The following is a 17,805-nucleotide window of genomic DNA, read 5'->3' on the forward strand; positions in this document are numbered from 1 at the left end:
GTCGAGGGTTCTCCTGAACGTGATCGCGTCTCTGCCTCTGGCCTGGGATTTTTGTGGGTTTGAGTTGTTAGCCTCCTTGGGCTGTAGTTCTTGATCTATTTCTGTGCTGCAGGTTCCGGTAGTAGTGCGCATGCAATGGCCCACATGAAGGCGGCAAGTTCGCGAGCGGTGGCCGTGATGACGGCTTTCTTGTTCTTCCCTCGTGCCAGGAGCGCCTTGAACCGCCCGCAGAGCCTGACCTGCGCTTTCCAGGAGATTTGTCTAACCTCCTGCGGCAACCCTTCCAGCCTGGTAAGCAGGACTCGGCTTTCCCGTGCCGGGTGACAGTAGGAGGGCAAGGCCTGCCCCCAAGGGGGCTGGCCTCCAAGCTGTGCCGCTTTGTCAGATTAATCGCTTAACTGTAGCTGCTCCATCTGCTTTTCTTTTTTCTCTTGGTAGCGGACATACTTGCGTATCATGTCCGCATCCAGACCAACACTGTCAACGCAGTAGCCCTTGGCCCAAAAGCGGTTGCCCCAGTAAGGCTTCCGCTTCAGGTGCCGAAACTGCTGAAAGAGCTTCATCGACGTTTGCCCTTTCACCCGACCTAACAGATCGGATATTGACAGCTTTGGTGGGATCATCACCACCAAATGCACGTGGTCTGGCTGGACATTCAGCTCCACTACCTCGCATCCAGCATAACCACAAATTGCCATTATCCCGTTTTCGGCGGCCTCTTTCACCGCCCCTTGCAATATGCGGTACCGATACTTTGGCACCCATACGATGTGGTACTGACAGTGCCATATCGTATGTGATAACTTTCGAAACCGGCTGCTCACTGTGACCTCCCTGTTCTCGAAGTTGCGGCAACAACTCGTTTACAAGGATAGCAGTGAGCGGCTTTCAGCCATACCTATTCAGGACCGGCATAGCCAGTCCACATTACCACGCCCATAGGGCGTGGGTTTCTACTTCGCACTAAATATCTTATTTGGGCAGATGCCGGCACGAATGTCATACACCGGGTTCTCCCGCAAACCTACTTCGACAGTCTGGGCCTGATATCATTGCTTGATCAGTACCATCGACTTCAGCGCGTTTCATGAACCGCCGTATACGGAACCGTTCGTACGGTGGTGTGGGAGGTCGGCGGGGGAGACCCCGCCTCCTACCCGATTATACCAATAACCGAAAAAACAAACGGAGGTATTTCGGCATGGCACTTATTAACTGCGAAGAATGCGGCAAGCAAATTTCTGACCGGGCAACATCTTGCCCAAGTTGCGGCGCGCCAGTAGATATAACTGCCCTACCCTCAGCACAACCGAAGGTTGATTCTCAACTTGGACATAAGGTGCAGAATTACCGTTCGTATTCTGAAGTCCCCTGGTATCGCAGATCAAGCGTAAACTCAGCTTTTATCATTGTTGGTGTTGGTAGTAAAGGAGTGGTTCCCTTGACACTCATTACCTGTTATCTGGTTCTAACAGGCAAAATCTACTACAATAACTAGGATAATTCTGGGGACACCATACTTAATTGCCGCTTGACTTGTAAATGCATTTCCATTAGCCTCCACACATGGCAAGAATCGCTCGTGTAATAGCAGCAGGCATTCCGCACCACGTGACACAACGGGGTAACCGGAGGATGACAACCTTCTTCAGTGACGAAGACTACCAGGCATACATCTCCCTGATGGCCGAATGGTGCCGGAAATGCGGCGTTGAAGTCTGGGCTTACTGCCTCATGCCAAACCATGTTCACCTGATCGCAGTACCGGAAAGCGACGACGCACTGCGCCGCGGGATCGGTGAAGCCCACCGGCGCTACAGTCGCATGATCAATTTTCGTGAAAAGTGGAAAGGTCATCTTTGGCAAGGCCGGTTTGCATCGTTTCCCATGGATGAGACGTATCTTCTCGAAGCAGCACGATACGTGGAGATGAATCCTGTTGCCGCCAGACTTGTATCCGATGCTGCCTCCTGGCAATGGAGCAGCGCCAGAGCGCATCTCGCAGGAATTGATGACGAGCTGGTCAAAGTTGGACCGCTCCTGGAACTGGCAGGTGACTGGAAACTCTTTCTTGCTGGAGTGACAACGGAAGAAGAGCTGAGTGAGCTCCGGAGGCATGAGCGGACTGGGAGGCCCTTGGGCGCAGAAAGCTTCATCGAGCGTCTGGAATCGGCCCTCGACCGGGCTTTAAAGCCTGCGAAACCAGGACCGAAGGCGAAACAGAGTTGAGTATGGTGTCCCCCGAATTGTCTTCCCCCGAATTGTCAGGTTGAATCTGCGACTGAAGGATGGGGGGGGAGAGACGACACTGCAGTTTTCCGGCACGGACCGGCTGCTTCTTGACAAGGTACGGCAGTATCTGGACGACAGACGTGGTCACGGGGAATCAATCGGCCCGATTAGCTGCAGCGTTCTGTGCGACACCTGCTTTCGTCCTGCCGGGGCAGACGGCTGCACCTGCAGCGCACAGGCAGACAGGAACAACTGGAAACCGCTTGTCCTCTCGTTTATCTATCCGGGGCTCGGGCAGTTCTGCAACCGCGAACTGGTGCGGGGGACCGTGAACAGCGCACTGTTCAGCGCCGGGATACTCATGCTGACCACACCGATCATCAAGATGGTGGACCGTTCGGCAGAGTTCACCCCCGGTGACGTCAATCTCATGGCCCAGAACATCGCGGGGCTGCTGTTTCTCTACATTGTCTCGGCTCTGGATGCGGACCAGGTTGGGCGGAAGGGACGAAGGCTCTTCAGCGGGGCTACCGGCACTGCGCTCCGCGACTGACTGCGCACGAGGGTGGCCGTCATGACACCGTTTCGCAGGCAGCTGTTTGTCGAGCTTGTCCCCGGAGTTGCCCATGCGATGGCGGGAAGCTACCGGCGGGCAATCCTGTTCTTCATACCGGCCGTGTATCTCGTTTGGGGTGTGGGCTGGTCCCTGGTGCTGATCGTGGCAGGGCATGCCGGCGCGGCGGATTTTCAGATCTTTGAGCTGGGGAGCGCCCTGGCGGCGGTATTATGGATCGTCATGTCCATCAACGGCCTTCGCCAGATCGAGCCGCGACGGCGACCGCTGTCCATCAGCGCCAAGGGGGGGCTCACGATCCTGGGCATACCGGGTATCACCCTGGCAGCGGGCGTTCTTGCTCAACTGCTGTGGGAAAGGACGGTCGGGGCAGATCCGGTGCTCAGAGCGGCCATGCAGGCATTTTTCAGACAGCTGTATCTGGCCGGTTCGACACAGCGAAGCGTCTATCTGTCGTTTGCTCCCAACATGGTCCTGGGGTGGGGGGGCGCCATGATGGCCATGCTCGCAGCCATGGCTTGGCAGGCGGGGGGAGGGCGTGCCGCCATCGCACGGGCGGCGATTGTCGGTTTTGTTGGGGGGGCTATCAGCTGGACGGTTTGTGCAACGGCTCTTGCCGGGGTTCTCGGGAGCTTACCCTTGTTGCCGGTACTGTTCGGTTCCGTTACCGGTCTGTTCGTCTTTCTCTACTTTCGTAATGCCGGTGCGTCCCCGCTGCTGGTTCCGGCAATCATGTCCGGTGCAGTAGCCGGGTTCGCAGGCATGATTTTTCTCACACAACCGCTGAACTCCATCAGACCATTCCTGGGAAGCGGCGCCACCCGGATAGTAATGGTCGCGCTGCCCGCTTATTTCATGCATTTCGCGTATCTTGTCGTCAGCAGGGCCTTGTCTGCTCCAGGCGGATCGACTTCAGGCGGTAACGATGCGTACAGACGGGCCGGGGAGCGGTTGTGACGGAACTCGTGCTGGCACCCCCTTCGCTGCAGGGGGGATGGAACGTCCGGCCTACTGCTTCTCCCCGACATACACCGTCGCAATACCGAAGGTCAGATCGAAGTGGACAACGTTGGTGAATCCGGCCTGGATCATAAGACCTTCGAACGTCTCCTGGTCCGGGAACTCCAGGACCGACTCGGGAAGGTATTGATAGGCGCTGAATTTTGAAAAGAACCCACCGATGATCGGCAGGACTTTGAGGAAGTAGAAGTAGTAGAGGGCCTTGAAAAGACGCGAGCGGGGATTGGAGAATTCAAGAACAACGAGTTTCCCCCCCTTTTTCAGGGTCCGCCCCATTTCCCGAATTCCGATGAGGCGGTCAACCACATTCCGGATGCCAAACGCTATGGTTGCCGAGTCAAAGGTGGCGTCCGGAAAAGGGATCGCCTCGCACGGTGCCACTTCCAGCCTGATCCGGTCGGCATAGGTGGTTTTGCGCACCTTCTCCCGCCCCAGCTCGACCATTTCCGCAGAAAAGTCGACCCCGATAATTGAAACCGATGCCGGTGTGGCTGCGGCCAGTGCCAGTGCCACGTCGCCGGTGCCGGTCGCTACGTCCAGCACCTTGCCGCCTTCGCTCCAGCGGATCTGACGCACCGCAAAGCGGCGCCAATGTTGATCGATCCCCAGCGACAGGAGGCGGTTCAGGAAATCGTAGCGGGGGGCGATGTTGTCGAACATCTCCCTGATCCGCTCACCTTTTGGCGAAAGCTCGTACATTCAGGACTATCCTTTTTATGTCAGGAGTGCTATAAACCTTGATTTTCAGCAGGTTCAACGTTGCGGGTACCGGTCGTTTTTATCACAACCGCTACCAGGGTGCCAGTGAAAACTGCGGTGCCAGCAGATGTTCAGTTCGCCAGTTCCGCAAAAATGATGGTTCTCCGCATCGACGCGGAGATATCGCCGACCGCCGGCTCTGATCAGGCCTTTCCATGGGCCGGCCGGTTTCGGAGGAGTTTCAGCGTGGTTCCCTACCTCCGTCCACAGGACATTATCGACATCCTCATAATGACCATTCTGGTCTACCAGCTCTACAGCTGGTTCCGCAACACGCGGGCGCTTCAGGTGGTGATGGGGCTCGGTTTTCTCGGTATCCTCTATGTCGTTACCAAGAATATCGGGCTGCTCATGACCAGCTGGATACTTCAGGAACTGGGGACGGTTCTCTTCGTTCTGATCATCGTGGTCTTTCAGAACGAGATCCGTCAGGCCCTTTATCGCTTCAGCCCGTTGCGCGCCGTTTTCGGCAAGCAGGAGGGGGGGGGGCGCCTCGACCTGTTGGAGGTGTCGTCAGCGGTCTTCTCCCTCGCGGCGGCCAGAACCGGTGCGCTCATTGTCTTTCAGCGACGGGAGCAGCTCGACGACTTCCTGCTCCATGGCATTCCCCTTGACAGTCTGGTGAGCAGCCAGCTGCTTATCTCTCTCTTTGAGGATGGCACTCCGCTCCACGACGGTGCCGTTGTTGTCCGCGACGGCCGCATCGCGGTTGCTTCGTGCCACCTGCCGCTCTCCACTAATGGTGACCTTCCCCAGTATCTCGGTACTCGGCACAGGGCTGCAATCGGCATTACGGAGCGTTCCGATGCGGTTGTAGTCGTGGTTTCCGAGGAGCGAGGCACAGTCTCTCTGGTCGTGGGGGGCGAGTTGACGGAGGTTGCCAAGCCCGAGGAGTTGACCGAACGCCTCACCCACCTTTTCGGTCCGACCGTGAGCGAAGAACCGGTCAAGACCATCCGGCGCCGCCTCACCAGCAATCTCGGAGCAAAACTGGCAACACTTCTCTTGGTTGTAGTGAGTTGGCTCATCATTACGGGACGTCAGGGGGGGATCGTTACGGTAACGGTGCCGATAAAATATCACAACCTGCCTGATTCGCTGGCACTGCGCAGCAGTTCCCCGGAAGAGGTGGAGGTGCAGCTGAAGGTCTTTACCAGCCTGACACCGTCGCCCAAGAATCTGGATATTGTCGCCGATCTCGACCTGGCAAGGATTCGCGAGGGTAACAACGAACTCCCCGTTACGAGCGACAATTTGCAACTGCCGTTAGGTACGGTTGTTGCTAGTATCTCTCCCGCCAAGGTGAAGGTGGTGGCGCAGCGCAAGATCAGACGTGAACTGCCGATCCGCCTGAAAAAAATTCCACCCGTATTGCGTGGCATGCGGATCTGGCTGGAACCCGAGCGGGTCACCGTGGTTGGACCGGAACACTTGGTTTCCAGGCTGGATGCCGTGGAAACCGAGGAGGTTGATCTGAGGAGAGTGCGGGAAAACAGGGTCATCGAGGTGAAGCTCGTTGCGCCTGCTCCTCAGGTACGGATTCTTAACGACGCCCCGATCTACTTACGGGTAATGGTCGAACGCCGCTGAGCATTATTTTTTTTCTTAAGAGTTGACGTTTTGTGCCGATTGTTATATAAAATTTCAGTCTGTATTTTAATTATAAAACAAGAAAGGAGGACCGATGACCATTTCCAGGCTTTTGTTAGGCTTCTGTGTTGTGCTCCTTAGCTTTCCTTCTCTTGTCTTTGCCGCCAAAACCCACAAAGTCAAAAAGAACGAAAGCTTTGTCATTATTGCCAAGAAATACCACGTTTCGGTTGCCGACCTGAAGGCAGCCAACAACATCGTTAATCCCCGTGTCAAATCCGGAACGGTTCTCGTCATTCCCCCCCGGAGCGAATCAGCCAAGGCTGACGTCGCTGATAACGAAACGGAACGGCCTGCAACCTTTAAAGTGCGACGCGCCGACACCCTGGCCAGGATAGCCAAGCGGACCGGCGTCTCCGTTGCGGAGCTGAAGCGTCTTAACGGCTTGGGCAAGGGCCGGTTGAAGCCAGGCACCATCCTGGTCCTGAGGGAAACGGGTCATGATGCGGAGCCTGCTGTCAAGGTTGCCCACAAGCCCTCGCTTCGCTATGCTGACCTGCTCAATGACAAAGAGTACGAGAAAAGTCTGACGGATCTGATGGAGAAGGATCTGGATCAGAACAAGGCCGTGGATCTTTCCAGTAACATAGAACTCAAAACCGACAATGCGAAGCTTCTGAAGAGCGCAGCCTACGGTTTCCTCGGTACCCGTTACCGGTTCGGTGGAACCGGACGCAGTGGCCTCGACTGTTCCGCCTTTGTCCAGAAGGTTTTCCTGGAAATGGATGTCAAGCTTCCCCGCACTGCCCGCGAGCAGTTCGAGGAAGGTCAGATGGTTTCTCCCGGCGATCTTAAAAAAGGAGATCTTGTCTTTTTCCGTACCTACGCTTCGTTCCCTTCCCATGTCGGCATCTATCTCGGTAACAATCGGATGATACACGCCTCATCCCGTGACCGACGGGTGGTGATCTCGGCGGTCAATACCCCCTACTACCGGGCGCGGTATATTGGGGCCAAGCGGATAGCCAAGATAGCGCCCGACACTTTCAACCTGGATGAACTGGTGAAAGGTGTGGATGAGGAGATAGAGCAAAACGCTCTTGATAACGACAGTTCTGACGTTTCTCTGATCAGCAACTGAATTCCTTCTGAATGAACGACTGAAATCCGGCCCCCACAGAGGCCGGATTTTTTTTTGCGGAGGTGCGCTGTGCTCCTGGTAACTGCTGCCCTGTTGCTCCATAACAATATGGTTCTCTTGACGAAGCGGCGTGATGACGCCCCGTATCCGGGCTACTGGGAATTTCCCGGTGGCAAGGTGGAAGCGGACGAGGACCCGATGCGCTGCGTGGAGCGGGAACTCATGGAGGAACTGGGCATAACCGTGCGGGCCGATGGCATCTATGACGTGCTGTTTCACCGCTATCCGGAGCGGACGGTACTGGTGCTCGTGTACCGCTGTGCATGGCTCGACGGTGACATCCAGGATCTCCAGGTGGCGGCGCACCGATGGGTGGAGCCCTCGGCACTGGCAACCTACCGCCTCCTGCCGGCGGACGTTCCCCTGGTACAACGGCTGGCACGGGAGTTCGATGATGCGGATACTGCTGGCCTATAGAGCACATCCGGCCGGCAGCCGGGACCCCTTTGCATCACTTCTGCCGGTTGGGCTGCTGTCGCTCCGCGGCGTCCTGACCGAGCAGGGACACGATACGCACCTTGCCAACCTGTCCGGATTCTCCTGGGACAAGGTGACGTCCTGTCTGCGCCGGGAGAATCCCGAACTGCTCGGACTGTCCCAATTCACCCATAATCGCCATGAAATGGTGCGCCTGGCTGTTCTGGCCAAATCCATCAATCCTTCCTGTATAGTAGTTTTCGGTGGCCCCCATGCGAGCCATGCCGTGGCAGATCTCCTCATGCCGGGTTCGCCGGTGGATCTGGTCGTCATCGGCGAGGGGGAGGCCACTATTCGGGAGCTGGCAGCAGTGCTGGCGAACAAAGGTCGGGATGGGCTGCGCCAGGTACAGGGCATTGCATTCCGCGACGGTGATGAGATCGTTACCACGCCGCCTCGCCCGCCGATCCCCAACCTGGATTCCCTTCCCCGGATGGCTGAGCAGTGCAGTGACGCCATCGGCGTTGACCCGTTGCGCCAACTCGGCTTTATCGTAACGTCCCGCGGCTGTCCGGCAGCATGCAGTTTCTGCAACTCTCCCCGCTTTTGGGGGAACCGGCTCCGTTTTCGCTCGCCGCGGGCCATTGTAGACGAGATCCGCTTCATTCGGGATCGTTTCGGTCTGATCTACTTTTCTCTTCGCGACGACACCTTCACTGCCGACCGCGGGCGAGTGCTGGAGTTCTGCCGTCTCCTCGTGGAGGAGGGGGTGCATATCCTCTGGAACTGTCAGTCGCGGGCGAACTTCCTGGACGAGGAACTGCTGGTCCGACTCAAGCTGGCCGGCTGTGAGTGTGTGCAGGTGGGGGTGGAGTCCGGAGCTCCTTCACTGCTCAGGACACTGGGTAAAGGGCTTATTCCTGAACAGATGGTACAGGTGGGGGATGCGATCCGCCGTGTCGGTCTGCAGCTCTCCATCTATCTCATTACCGGCATTCCGGGCGAAGGAGAGGCGGAACTGCGCGAGACCTGCCGGCTGATCGAACGGCTCCGGCCGCATGACGGCCATGTGTCGCCGCTGGCCTATTACCCAGGGACCTTGCTGTTTGAGCAGGCCGTAGCGCGGGACGAGGTCCCGGAGACCTTGTTTGCCGATTCCCGGGGCGAGGCGTGTCTGGTCAGAAACGATCCCTTTGTGCTGCGGGCCAAGACCACGCTCCTGGATGCCATAACTGCCGCTGGCGAACGGCATGCTTACCGTCCCCGCGATTTTCAGGCACACAAGAAACGGTACGGATTGTCGTCAGTGACCAATGTGCTGGCTGGTGCTTGTTTTGAAGGGATCGGTGAGGCTGGAAGAGCCGAGGCCGAGTATCGGGAACTGATTCGCCATCAGGCGGACAATCCGTGGGGATGGCTGCTGCTGGGGGAACTGCTGGGCTCAACCGGGCGTTTCGCCGAGGCGGAGCAGGCTTTCGACCGCGTCCTGGGTCTGGTGCCCCGTCACGCTCCAGCCCATGCAGCACGGGGAGAGCTGGCGAAACTTGCCGGGAGAAAGGAACTGGCCCGCGACTGGTTTGCCCGGGCACTGGCCATCGATTCCCGTGAGCCGACGGCGCTTAAGGGGCTGAAGCAACTGGATAAAAAAAAGGCGAAGCCGCGAGCGGCTTCGCCTGGAACTACCACCAAGAGTTGAATTACTTCGCGATCCGTATGCCGGCAGCAAAGATAATCTTGTCAAAGGTCTTCTTGAGAGTCTTGCTCTGGAAGTTGACCATCGGCGGCGAATCCGGGAACTCAACAACATCGCCAACCTTGACCGGGGTTTGCATAACGGCTACCCACAGCTTCTGGCCATTTTCTTCCACTTCCAGGTAGGTGTACCCACCGGAATCCATGGTCTGCACAACTTTACCCTTGTGGCCTGCGCCGGCAGGGATCTCCTGGGGTTTCAGGCCTGCATGGGGATCACCACCGGGGGCAGCGCCGGCCGGCATTTGCGGTGCGCCGCCTGCCTGCGGTGCCGCGACATTCTTAGCTTCTTCCTTCTTCTGACACCCGGCAGCCGCGAGTGCGACGATGGAGAGCAGTACGACGATAGTCTTCTTCACGATCATCCTCCTGTGAGTTTTTTTGCAGCAGGAAACGTAACATAGATTGGAATGAATTTACAATAAAAAAACTAGTGCAAAAATTTGCGAGAAATCGGGCTATTGCCCGAGGAGAACTTCGCCCGAATCGGTGAAAATCTTGGCCGGAAGTTGGAATACCCGCTTGAAAATATTGAAGACGCCCTTGGCCATAGCCTTGACCGGAATGGCCGATACCTGCGGATTTTCCATCTTCCCCTTGGCCTCGAAGTAGGTGGTTATAAAGGCGCGATCCTTGCCGGTCAGTATCCAGCCGACGATCGGTATCCGGTTCACCATCTTGTCAATGGTCTGCAGTGGCTGGACTCCGATGGTGAGGTTCAACTCCTCTTTGGCAAGGTCCATACTGCCGACGGTAGAGATGTTCATGGCGTTGCTTTTCAGAAAGAGGTCGGTGGTTGAGAGGATGCCGTCCTTGACGGCGATGGTCCCCTTGATTTCGTCGTAGGGCATCCCGCCGGAGACCATGTCGGGCAGCTGGAATTTGAGAAGCTGGGAAACGTTCAGGATCGAGAAGATCTTGGACAAGACTTCAAAACGGCGAAGGGTCCCGTCATGGCAGATGACCCTGATGGACCCAAGACTATTTCTTTTCAACTCTGCACCGTTTTTCCCCCGGGCCGTCAGGTCCCCGCTGGAGGAGAGAGAGCCAGTGATCTCCTGCTTCTTGACCCCCAGTGCCCGGGTCACCTGGTCGGCGGCCGCTCCCTCCAGGTTGTATCCCACCTGATAGCGCGGAGCTGCGGGATTGCTCCGGTCGATTCGGGCCTTGGCCGTTGCCTTGCCGCCAAAGGCGGCAAAAGAGACCGGTTGCAGGTAGGTCACCCGGTTTTCATGCTGGACAACGGCACTGAGTTTTTCAAACGGGATGTTGTCGAACATTCCCCGGCTGGCGGTTACCGTTGCTTTCAGTTGCGGTGCCGAACCGTTGGTGGCCCCTCCCTGACGTTCGAGTCCGGCCAGGAGAATCAGGTCCCCTGGCTCCAGGTACGGGGCATTGATGGCGAGGTCGATAGCCGGGTTGTCCGGATTGGTTATCGTTCCCTTGATGTTGAGCTGTGACTTGTTCACCTGACAGGAGAGATTTTTGATCTCAAGATTGTTGTTGGCAAGGGTGAAGGTGCCTCCGACCCGACTCGCCCGGACTGGCCCGTCCGCACCCTTCAGCCCCAGGTCGGACAGGTTCAGGAGAGGGGACGAAAAGGTGGCGCTGATCTTCGGGTCCTTCCACCCCTCCAGTGAGCCTTTGCCGCTGACGATGGAACTGCCGATCCGGGCCGAAAGCTGTGAGGTGTGCAGCGCCGGGCCGGTAAAGGTAATGACCCCGTTCAGGTCGCTCACCGGCGACGGGAACGAAGATGGCTGGAGCGAGCCGTGCTGGAGGGATACGGTCCCCCGCCAGAGCAGGTCACCGGGACCTTTGCTCCCTTTTGCCTGGAGGCTGGCCTGGACCCTTCCCCGTGGCTTGTAGCCGGCTAGCTGGGGGAGGAGGGGAGCCATCTCACCCATCTCCAGGGCGTTGGTCTTGAGCCCCACGGTCAACTGCTTGTCCGTGGCGTGCCGGTAGGCGGCCGAGAGCGCAATACTGGCATGGGGCAGGGTGTAGGTAAGGGAATCGAGCGTTGCCGACACCTTGTCGATCCGCCCCTTGAACTCGATCCGATTGTTCAGGCTGGCCGGCTTGCGCAACTGGTCTGAATAGCGGTAAGTGGCCGGTGTGAGGTCCCAGTCGCCGGCCAGTGCGTAACTGCTGGTGTAGCCGGCACCGTTCAGGCGGAGGGTGGAACTGCCGTCGAGTGTCACCTTTTTGTCGAAATCCGTCCCCAGAAGCCAGGCCAGTTCATCCTGGCCGGGATTCATGACCATACTGAACGGGTAGCCGGAAGGTTTGTCAAGAGGGTAGTCGGTGATCTTGCCGGTCAGGGTGAACGGGGAGGCGCCGAAGCGGCCCGCCATGCCGTTCAGGTTGAAATCCTTGCCCCGCATCTCCAATTCGCCCTTGATGCTGTTGAAGTCCGGCATCCGGGTACCATAGGAGACAAGCCCCTGCTCCACCCGCCCCTTGATGTACAGGACGTTGTAGTTCTCTCCCCGCTCCATGTGAAGGATCTGGCTTACCCGGCCGTCGAGTCGACCGTCGTCAAGTCGGTACACCCCCCCCTTGATATGCTCCTCGATCCAGTTGGCAACATGGTCGGCAATGATGCCGTACGGGATGTACTGGTGGAACTCTTCCAGCCGGAAGGTGGAGGTGGTTGCCTTGGCGGTGATGCGGGGGTCGCTGGTGTGGATGTCGCTGATCCGGCAACTCCCCTTCACTCCCAGACCGTCCATTTTCAGATCGAGTGCCTTGACATCGACCTCCCTGGAGTTGACTCGCAGTTCGTACTTGCAGCGAAGGTCTCGCGGGGTGAGGAGTGCGTGGAAGATTGGCTGGTAGTCGAAGCGAAGCCCCGCCATCCGGAAGCTCCCCTTGGCATCGAACTCCTTAAGCGAGCCACTGAAGGTGGCGTCGGTCTCAAGTCGGCCCAGGATCTGTCGGAAGGGGACATAGCGCTGGTAATAGGGCCAGTAGCGGGCGACATCCAGATTCTTGCCGACAACCTTTACCTCAAGTGTGGTGTCGGTCAGTGGCTTTGCGGCCGGGGCGATGTGCCCTTTACCGCCCAGGGCGATGCTCTGGAGGTCCCGTCCTTCGCCCAGTTGGCCGGCTATCTTGAAACTGCACCGTTTTCCCCTGGCAAGGCGGCTGATGTAGAGTTCTGCGCCCCGGAGCGTGGTGGTCAACCCGGTCGGCGTCACTGCCCGGTCCACGAAGGAGAGGGTTCCCTGGTCGAGCCACAGGTCGTGGAGGGAGAGGGGCAGTTCCTTCCCTCCCCCTTCCAGCAGATCGCTGATATTGAACGTTCCGTCTGGCTTGCGGATGACCGTAATGATCGGTGCCTTGAGTGCGAGCTCATGAATGGCGATCCGGCGGGCCAGGAGGGGGAGGAGGTCGAGCTTGAAGGTGAGAGTTTCCGTGGCGAGGAAGATCGACTGGCCATCCGGCTCCTTTACCAGCACCTTCCTGAAGGTGAAGGAGGGACGAAACCCCATGGTAAAGCTGCCGGCATCGTAGCTGACCGGGCGCTTCAGCTCCCGCCCAAGGGTAGCGATGATCTGGTCGCGGTAGGTGTCCAGGTTGCCGAGTCTGGCGACCAGGAGCCATGCCCCGCCGCAGAGACCGGCAAGCAGAGTGAGGATTGCGAAGAGTATGGTGAGGTGTTTTCTGGTGATGGTCATAAGGCGGTCGCATGACGGTTGGAGTATACCCCGTACTGCAGGGGAGTATACCCCCGGCAGCACGGGGGCGCAAGGATTACAGGAGGGCGAACAGGCAGATTGTATGTAGTCGGGAGGAGAAGTCGGTGGATTGTGTGGCCCTCCGGGAGCTGCCAGGACCACAGGACCTCAATAACCGGCAACGGCGGCAGAAATAGTCAACGGCTCCGGCTCAACGTTGCTATTTGAGGCACTGGTGATGACCATGGCCCGCGACTTGTCGGTCGAAAGCCTATTCGCAGCCGTCCATATGATCGAAGTTTCTTGTCTGATCAGTCCAGCCGATTTGCCCCTTCACAGTTCTGACTTTTACGGCGGACAGCCAAAGCTACCGGCATGGATCGAAAGACTATCAGCAATTACCTACGGCTTGCCGCCGAGTATGGCTTTGCTGTCAGCATGGCAAATGATCAGTTGGCCGAGATTGCAATGGCCGTATTTCGTGCAGTGCATGGGCCGGGAAACAAAACATCTCCCTTTCATAGCGCCGCTGCCCCACTCTTCTCGTCGGAGGGAGAGATACTCGCACGTGCAGCGCCGCAGGGTATGCCGCCGCCTCCGTATTCCGGATATTTAACGAGATGCCCACGGTGTCGCCTTTTTTATAAATCGGCTTATCGGTCGCTATTGTTACGTTTACGAGGGCGGGGGGCGTGGTGGACAGGGCAGGACTGAAGACGAGGATTCCGCCTGGCGCAAGCGCTGCGGTGAAGCGAGAGTAACTAGGTGTCAAGAGGAGAGTAACTAGGTGTCAGAGAGTAACTAGGTGTCACCCATTAAAAGGCTGCTGTCAACGGCAAAAACGTTCCCTATGCATGGAAATAGATTTTCCAAGCCTTGCTTTTCTTGGCCACCGATATCGATACCATTGCCGTTATTTCGATCTTTTTCGATGTCAGCCTTTGCTGCACCAGTCACCCATTAAAAGGCTGCTGTCAGACCTACACATCTGACTTTGTCAAGAGTGTAGGTCTGACACCCAGAGATGTGGACACCCAGAGATGTGTGTGCTACATGCCGGTTCTGCCGGCCTACATGCTGAAGGAGATGCACAGCTCGATGCAGGCCGCCGGGGCGATCAACGGGGTCTTCCTGGCGGCGTCAGTGCTGTTTCGCGTGCACACATCCCGTCTGGAGGCGCGGTTCGGGGTTCGCAGGGTGCTGCTTTCGACCTCTCTCCTGTTTGCCCTGGCCAATCTGCTCTACCTCCCGGCCGCCTCCACCACAAGCGTCATGCTGATCAGGTTTCTGAGCGGTATCGGGTTCGCCCTGGCAAACACCTCGATCATGGCACTCGGCGCCCGTCAGCTCCCGATATCCCGAAAGGGGGAGGGGCTCGCCTGCATGACGACCATGGTGCTGGGCGGCGGCGCCATCGGCCCCTACATCGGGCTGAGCCTTGCCCATTCCTTCGGCTACCGGTCGGTGTTCATCTTTGCCACCCTCGTAACCCTGCTGGGGCTCCTGATCGTTGCCGCCGTCCCGGTGGAGGAGGGGGTAACGGTCCGGCTGCGGTTCACGTTCAATGACCTGTTCGAGGTCAAGGCCATTCCGATATCGCTCATCGCCCTCATCATCGCGGCTGTGTACGGCGGGGTGCTTACCTTCGTGGCGGTCTTTGCCACGGAACTTGGGCTGCTATTCGTGGCAAAAAGCTTCTTCGTGGTCATGGCGAGCGCCTCGGTCGTCTCCCGGCTCCTGACCGGCTGGATGTACGACCGGCTCGGTCCGGGCGTCGCGATCGGCGCGTCTGTCGTCACGCTGGCGGCGGGCCTCCTGCTGCTGGGTGGAATGCACACAACCGTCAGCATGCTGATCTCGGCCGCCCTGGTCGGCATCGGCTACGGCATGGCAGTGCCAAGCACCCAGACACTGGCGATCCAGCTGTCACCAGTGTATCGGAGCAGCGCGGTAACCGCTACCTTCTTCACCTTTCTCGATGGGGGGGTCGGTCTGGGGGCATATCTGCTGGGTGGGGGGATCCAGGCGTTCGGCTATTCCGCCGTCTACCTCGCGCTCGGCGTGCTGAACCTCGGCTGCCTGGTGCCGCTCTATCTGCTGTACGGCAGGGGGGGGGAGAACTGAGGTGGTCGTACCGCGTTAAGTCCCGTCAGGGGTGCTTTGCGCCCTCTTTTCCACTGCCTGCCAACCCCGTTTGTCCCTTGCTCCCCCCTGTTCACCCCAGTTAGATTCGTTATCCCCCCCGTGATGTGATGAAATATATGGTGTCGTAGATGAGAAATAAATTTCTTCAATTTCGCCATGTTAAAGGCTTTGCTGGCAAAAAAACTAGATATCTTCATGGGTTAAGTGGGTTAGGGTCGTAGAAAAATATTGTCTGATGTACGGGAATGTTTTACAAAGATGAGCATTCGTTAGCGATGTCTTGTGCACGGTTGGTGGTGGCTGTTTCTTTGGGCCGGGAGGGGTTCAATTTCGGAAACGAGGATTCCGGCGGAATTCCTGAAGAACGGCAGGATGCGGTAAATTACTTGTATAGGTAACCCGGATGGTTTCTTATATGAGAAATTAATTACCTGTAAAGGAAATATATTTCTTGTATAGGGAAACTGGTGATTAACAAGTTGGACAGGAGAAAAGACATAATGAGTCAGAGCGATGAGATACGTTTTTCTAAATAAAAGGGAAATCTTAAATGGACATTTTGAAAAAAATTAGTGCAATATTTTATAGGGTTGGATTGGCAAATATTATTGCAACTGGCACCCTATTGTTAACTATTACTACCTTCTACTATCAATTTTGGAGAGTTTCATACGTTTTAAACGCTACAATTATCGCATTAAAGCCAAATTACAATGGTTCTGAGCTTGCTACTGATATTATTTTTACTAACAGCGGAAATCGACAATGCGCAATAGTTAAGTCATATCTGTTGACAAGGCAATATGCAAACGACTAAACATCTAAGAATGACGACACTCAATGGAGTGTTATTGAAGGTAAGGAGGCCCCATTTTCTCTTAACCCAAATGAAGTTGTTTCAAAGCAGCTTTCGTTTGGACAAGAACAGACAACACCAGTATATCAATTTTCAGGTTCAGGCCCATTTAAGCAACTTATCGTTGATTATAAGCTGGTTGTAGTTTTAGTTGATTCGGAGGGAAAATGTCACGAGATTGCATCAGATAAACTAGTAAATTATAATAAAAGTACTGGTCAAAAGGAAATAGCGCGTCTGCCACAATTATTAAAGCTTATGCCAAGTCCAGTGAAGATGAATCTTCTGTCATATGTCTCTCCACAACGTCGAATTCAGCTGAAGTAACGAGGACACCGAAGGGGTCAACCCTTGATATGAGACAAAAATAATGAACGAGGGTCCAACCAGGAAGAAGCAGCGGCCTAAAACCGCCGCTGTTCTCCCCAGCCGTTGTGCGGAATAGAAAGAGGGAATATGAAGACTTGCAAATGTGGCTGTGGCGATACGGCAACGGGTAATTTCTTGCCTGGCCATGATCAAAAACTGAGGATCTCCCTCGAACAGGAAGTTGGCGGCTTGTTGTCCCTCAGGTCGTTAGTCGAAGCAGCAAAAGCTTACACGAGTCGGGAAATATCAGACGAGACGTTTTGTGATATGGTCCGACAAGCCTTAAGCAAGCATGTAAATCCAAGGGTGGATTAGGGTGGTCCACACATCATTTAGTTGCGCGAAGTGTGGCAGGCGGTTTCGCACGCTGGACTATTTCAAAGGAATAGGTTTTGGAATATTCAAGCCAGCATGCTTGTACAGCGGGCTGATTCCGCTGAAGTGCTCCACCTGCGGCTCCGAATCCCGCCCCCGCAATCCATATTTATTGATCCTATCGTTCGCGATTTTCAACATCCTTGTCGTCGCTCTCTGGAGTTATGTCGTCATCGCCTTCGCCCTCTCATGGCTGAGTTTTTTCTTCCTGATAATAGTTCCGTATTTGGCAGATTACTTTATCTACCGCGTCTCGAAATTCGAGCAGGTTGTGTAGTTGCTCCATAAGTATGAACGCCCAACACTCGGCACGACCACTCTCCCTTCGGTCGGTGGTCAGCCTCAAGCCGTTGAACAACCTTTCATGGAGAATTTATGGAGGAGAATACTGATTCGATTGAAGGTTCAGTTAAAGCGCTAGAAAAAGCTTTAGGAGTTCACGAAGGATTTTTAGAGGGTTTGATAAATGAACTGGACTTTAGACTTTCGCGTTCTTTGAAAAAAGTTGCAACTGCCCCGAAAAAAGCTTGACCAGACGGCCCAAATCGTGGGCCGCGCCTTCCTCGCGACTTGATGTTTGAGAGCGAGTAAGGCGCGGCCTCTAGAGGGAAATTCTCTCTCTGGAGGCCGCTATGGACTACAAGGGATACTGCCATATCCCCAGAGCCCTGTTCGATGCTATCACATTCCTGGCGGGGGCTCTCCCAAAACGTTCGGTTCCAACCTTCCTGGAGTTGCTTTTTGGGGCAATGCTTACCCAGACGGGTTTTGTGACCGATGCCGTCCTGGCGGTCGATACCGTCAGGCACTGGAACAGCTATTACAAGTGGCTCCA

15 protein-coding genes and 1 pseudogene are annotated in these 17,805 nt (G+C 56.2%); 11 read left to right on the forward strand and 5 right to left on the reverse strand.

From position 1 onward, the window contains the following. Nucleotides 1-95: 95 nt before the first annotated feature. On the reverse strand, nt 96-338 hold the full coding sequence (locus JN12_RS19635) for a hypothetical protein (RefSeq protein ID WP_145026009.1): 243 nt from the start codon (nt 336-338) through the stop codon (nt 96-98). 48 nt (nt 339-386) lie between these two features. Continuing rightward, entirely contained in the window at nt 387-824 is a 438-nt protein-coding gene (tnpA, locus tag JN12_RS19640; protein ID WP_145026012.1) for an IS200/IS605 family transposase, read from the reverse strand. Nucleotides 825-1,201: 377 nt separating this feature from the next. Here tnpA and JN12_RS21170 point away from each other — a divergent pair, with 377 nt between their 5' ends. The 4 genes from JN12_RS21170 to JN12_RS19660 all read left to right on the forward strand — a co-directional run bounded on the left by JN12_RS21170 (nt 1,202) and on the right by JN12_RS19660 (nt 3,763). Further along, nucleotides 1,202-1,498: a zinc-ribbon domain-containing protein gene (locus tag JN12_RS21170; RefSeq protein ID WP_145026015.1), complete on the forward strand. Its 297-nt coding sequence runs from the start codon at nt 1,202-1,204 to the stop codon at nt 1,496-1,498. A 68-nt stretch (nt 1,499-1,566) separates the two neighbouring features. Further along, nucleotides 1,567-2,229 (forward strand): transposase, encoded by a 663-nt coding sequence (locus JN12_RS19650; protein ID WP_145026018.1) that lies wholly within the window; start codon nt 1,567-1,569, stop codon nt 2,227-2,229. 40 nt (nt 2,230-2,269) lie between these two features. Further along, a complete protein-coding gene (locus tag JN12_RS19655) occupies nt 2,270-2,785 on the forward strand; it encodes a hypothetical protein (protein WP_145026021.1) in 516 nt (171 codons plus the stop codon). 21 nt (nt 2,786-2,806) lie between these two features. Then, nucleotides 2,807-3,763: a hypothetical protein gene (locus JN12_RS19660; RefSeq protein WP_145026023.1), complete on the forward strand. Its 957-nt coding sequence runs from the start codon at nt 2,807-2,809 to the stop codon at nt 3,761-3,763. A 51-nt stretch (nt 3,764-3,814) separates the two neighbouring features. On the opposite strand, the gene ubiE is transcribed toward JN12_RS19660, so the two are convergent. Further along, a complete protein-coding gene (ubiE, locus tag JN12_RS19665) occupies nt 3,815-4,525 on the reverse strand; it encodes a bifunctional demethylmenaquinone methyltransferase/2-methoxy-6-polyprenyl-1,4-benzoquinol methylase UbiE (RefSeq protein ID WP_145026026.1) in 711 nt (236 codons plus the stop codon). A 117-nt stretch (nt 4,526-4,642) separates the two neighbouring features. Between ubiE and cdaA the strand changes: the two genes are divergently transcribed. The 4 genes from cdaA (at nt 4,643) to JN12_RS19685 (ending at nt 9,489) form a co-directional block, all read left to right on the forward strand. Continuing rightward, the gene (gene cdaA, locus JN12_RS19670) at nt 4,643-6,175 is read left to right on the forward strand and encodes a diadenylate cyclase CdaA (protein ID WP_246125934.1); all 1,533 of its coding nucleotides are present in this window, start codon (nt 4,643-4,645) and stop codon (nt 6,173-6,175) included. 94 nt (nt 6,176-6,269) lie between these two features. Then, the gene (locus JN12_RS19675; RefSeq protein WP_145026029.1) at nt 6,270-7,316 is read left to right on the forward strand and encodes a C40 family peptidase; all 1,047 of its coding nucleotides are present in this window, start codon (nt 6,270-6,272) and stop codon (nt 7,314-7,316) included. A 69-nt stretch (nt 7,317-7,385) separates the two neighbouring features. Further along, complete coding sequence (locus JN12_RS21050) at nt 7,386-7,793, forward strand: (deoxy)nucleoside triphosphate pyrophosphohydrolase (RefSeq protein ID WP_281287753.1); 408 nt, start codon at nt 7,386-7,388, stop codon at nt 7,791-7,793. Then, on the forward strand, nt 7,768-9,489 hold the full coding sequence (locus JN12_RS19685) for a B12-binding domain-containing radical SAM protein (RefSeq protein WP_246125935.1): 1,722 nt from the start codon (nt 7,768-7,770) through the stop codon (nt 9,487-9,489). The genes JN12_RS21050 and JN12_RS19685 overlap by 26 nt, the downstream gene beginning before the upstream one ends. 1 nt (nt 9,490) lies before the next feature. Here the strand turns inward: JN12_RS19685 and JN12_RS19690 are convergent, their stop codons facing one another. Further along, on the reverse strand, nt 9,491-9,904 hold the full coding sequence (locus JN12_RS19690) for a hypothetical protein (RefSeq protein ID WP_145026032.1): 414 nt from the start codon (nt 9,902-9,904) through the stop codon (nt 9,491-9,493). A 99-nt stretch (nt 9,905-10,003) separates the two neighbouring features. Further along, on the reverse strand, nt 10,004-13,225 hold the full coding sequence (locus tag JN12_RS19695) for a YhdP family protein (RefSeq protein WP_145026035.1): 3,222 nt from the start codon (nt 13,223-13,225) through the stop codon (nt 10,004-10,006). A gap of 1,053 nt (nt 13,226-14,278) precedes the next feature. On the opposite strand from JN12_RS19695, the gene JN12_RS19700 reads away from it, so the two are divergent. The 3 genes and pseudogenes from JN12_RS19700 to JN12_RS19705 all read left to right on the forward strand — a co-directional run. Then, nucleotides 14,279-15,349, forward strand: coding sequence for an MFS transporter (locus JN12_RS19700; protein ID WP_145026038.1), 1,071 nt, complete (start codon nt 14,279-14,281; stop codon nt 15,347-15,349). Between the two features lie 1,996 nt (nt 15,350-17,345). Then, nucleotides 17,346-17,501, forward strand: a complete 156-nt coding sequence (locus tag JN12_RS20600; RefSeq protein ID WP_170242092.1) for a hypothetical protein — start codon at nt 17,346-17,348, stop codon at nt 17,499-17,501. Between the two features lie 101 nt (nt 17,502-17,602). Continuing rightward, nucleotides 17,603-17,805, forward strand: a pseudogene (locus JN12_RS19705) (IS701 family transposase); the annotation flags it as partial.

The sequence above is a fragment of the Geobacter argillaceus genome, from assembly GCF_007830735.1.
GTDB lineage: Bacteria > Desulfobacterota > Desulfuromonadia > Geobacterales > DSM-12255 > Geomobilibacter > Geomobilibacter argillaceus.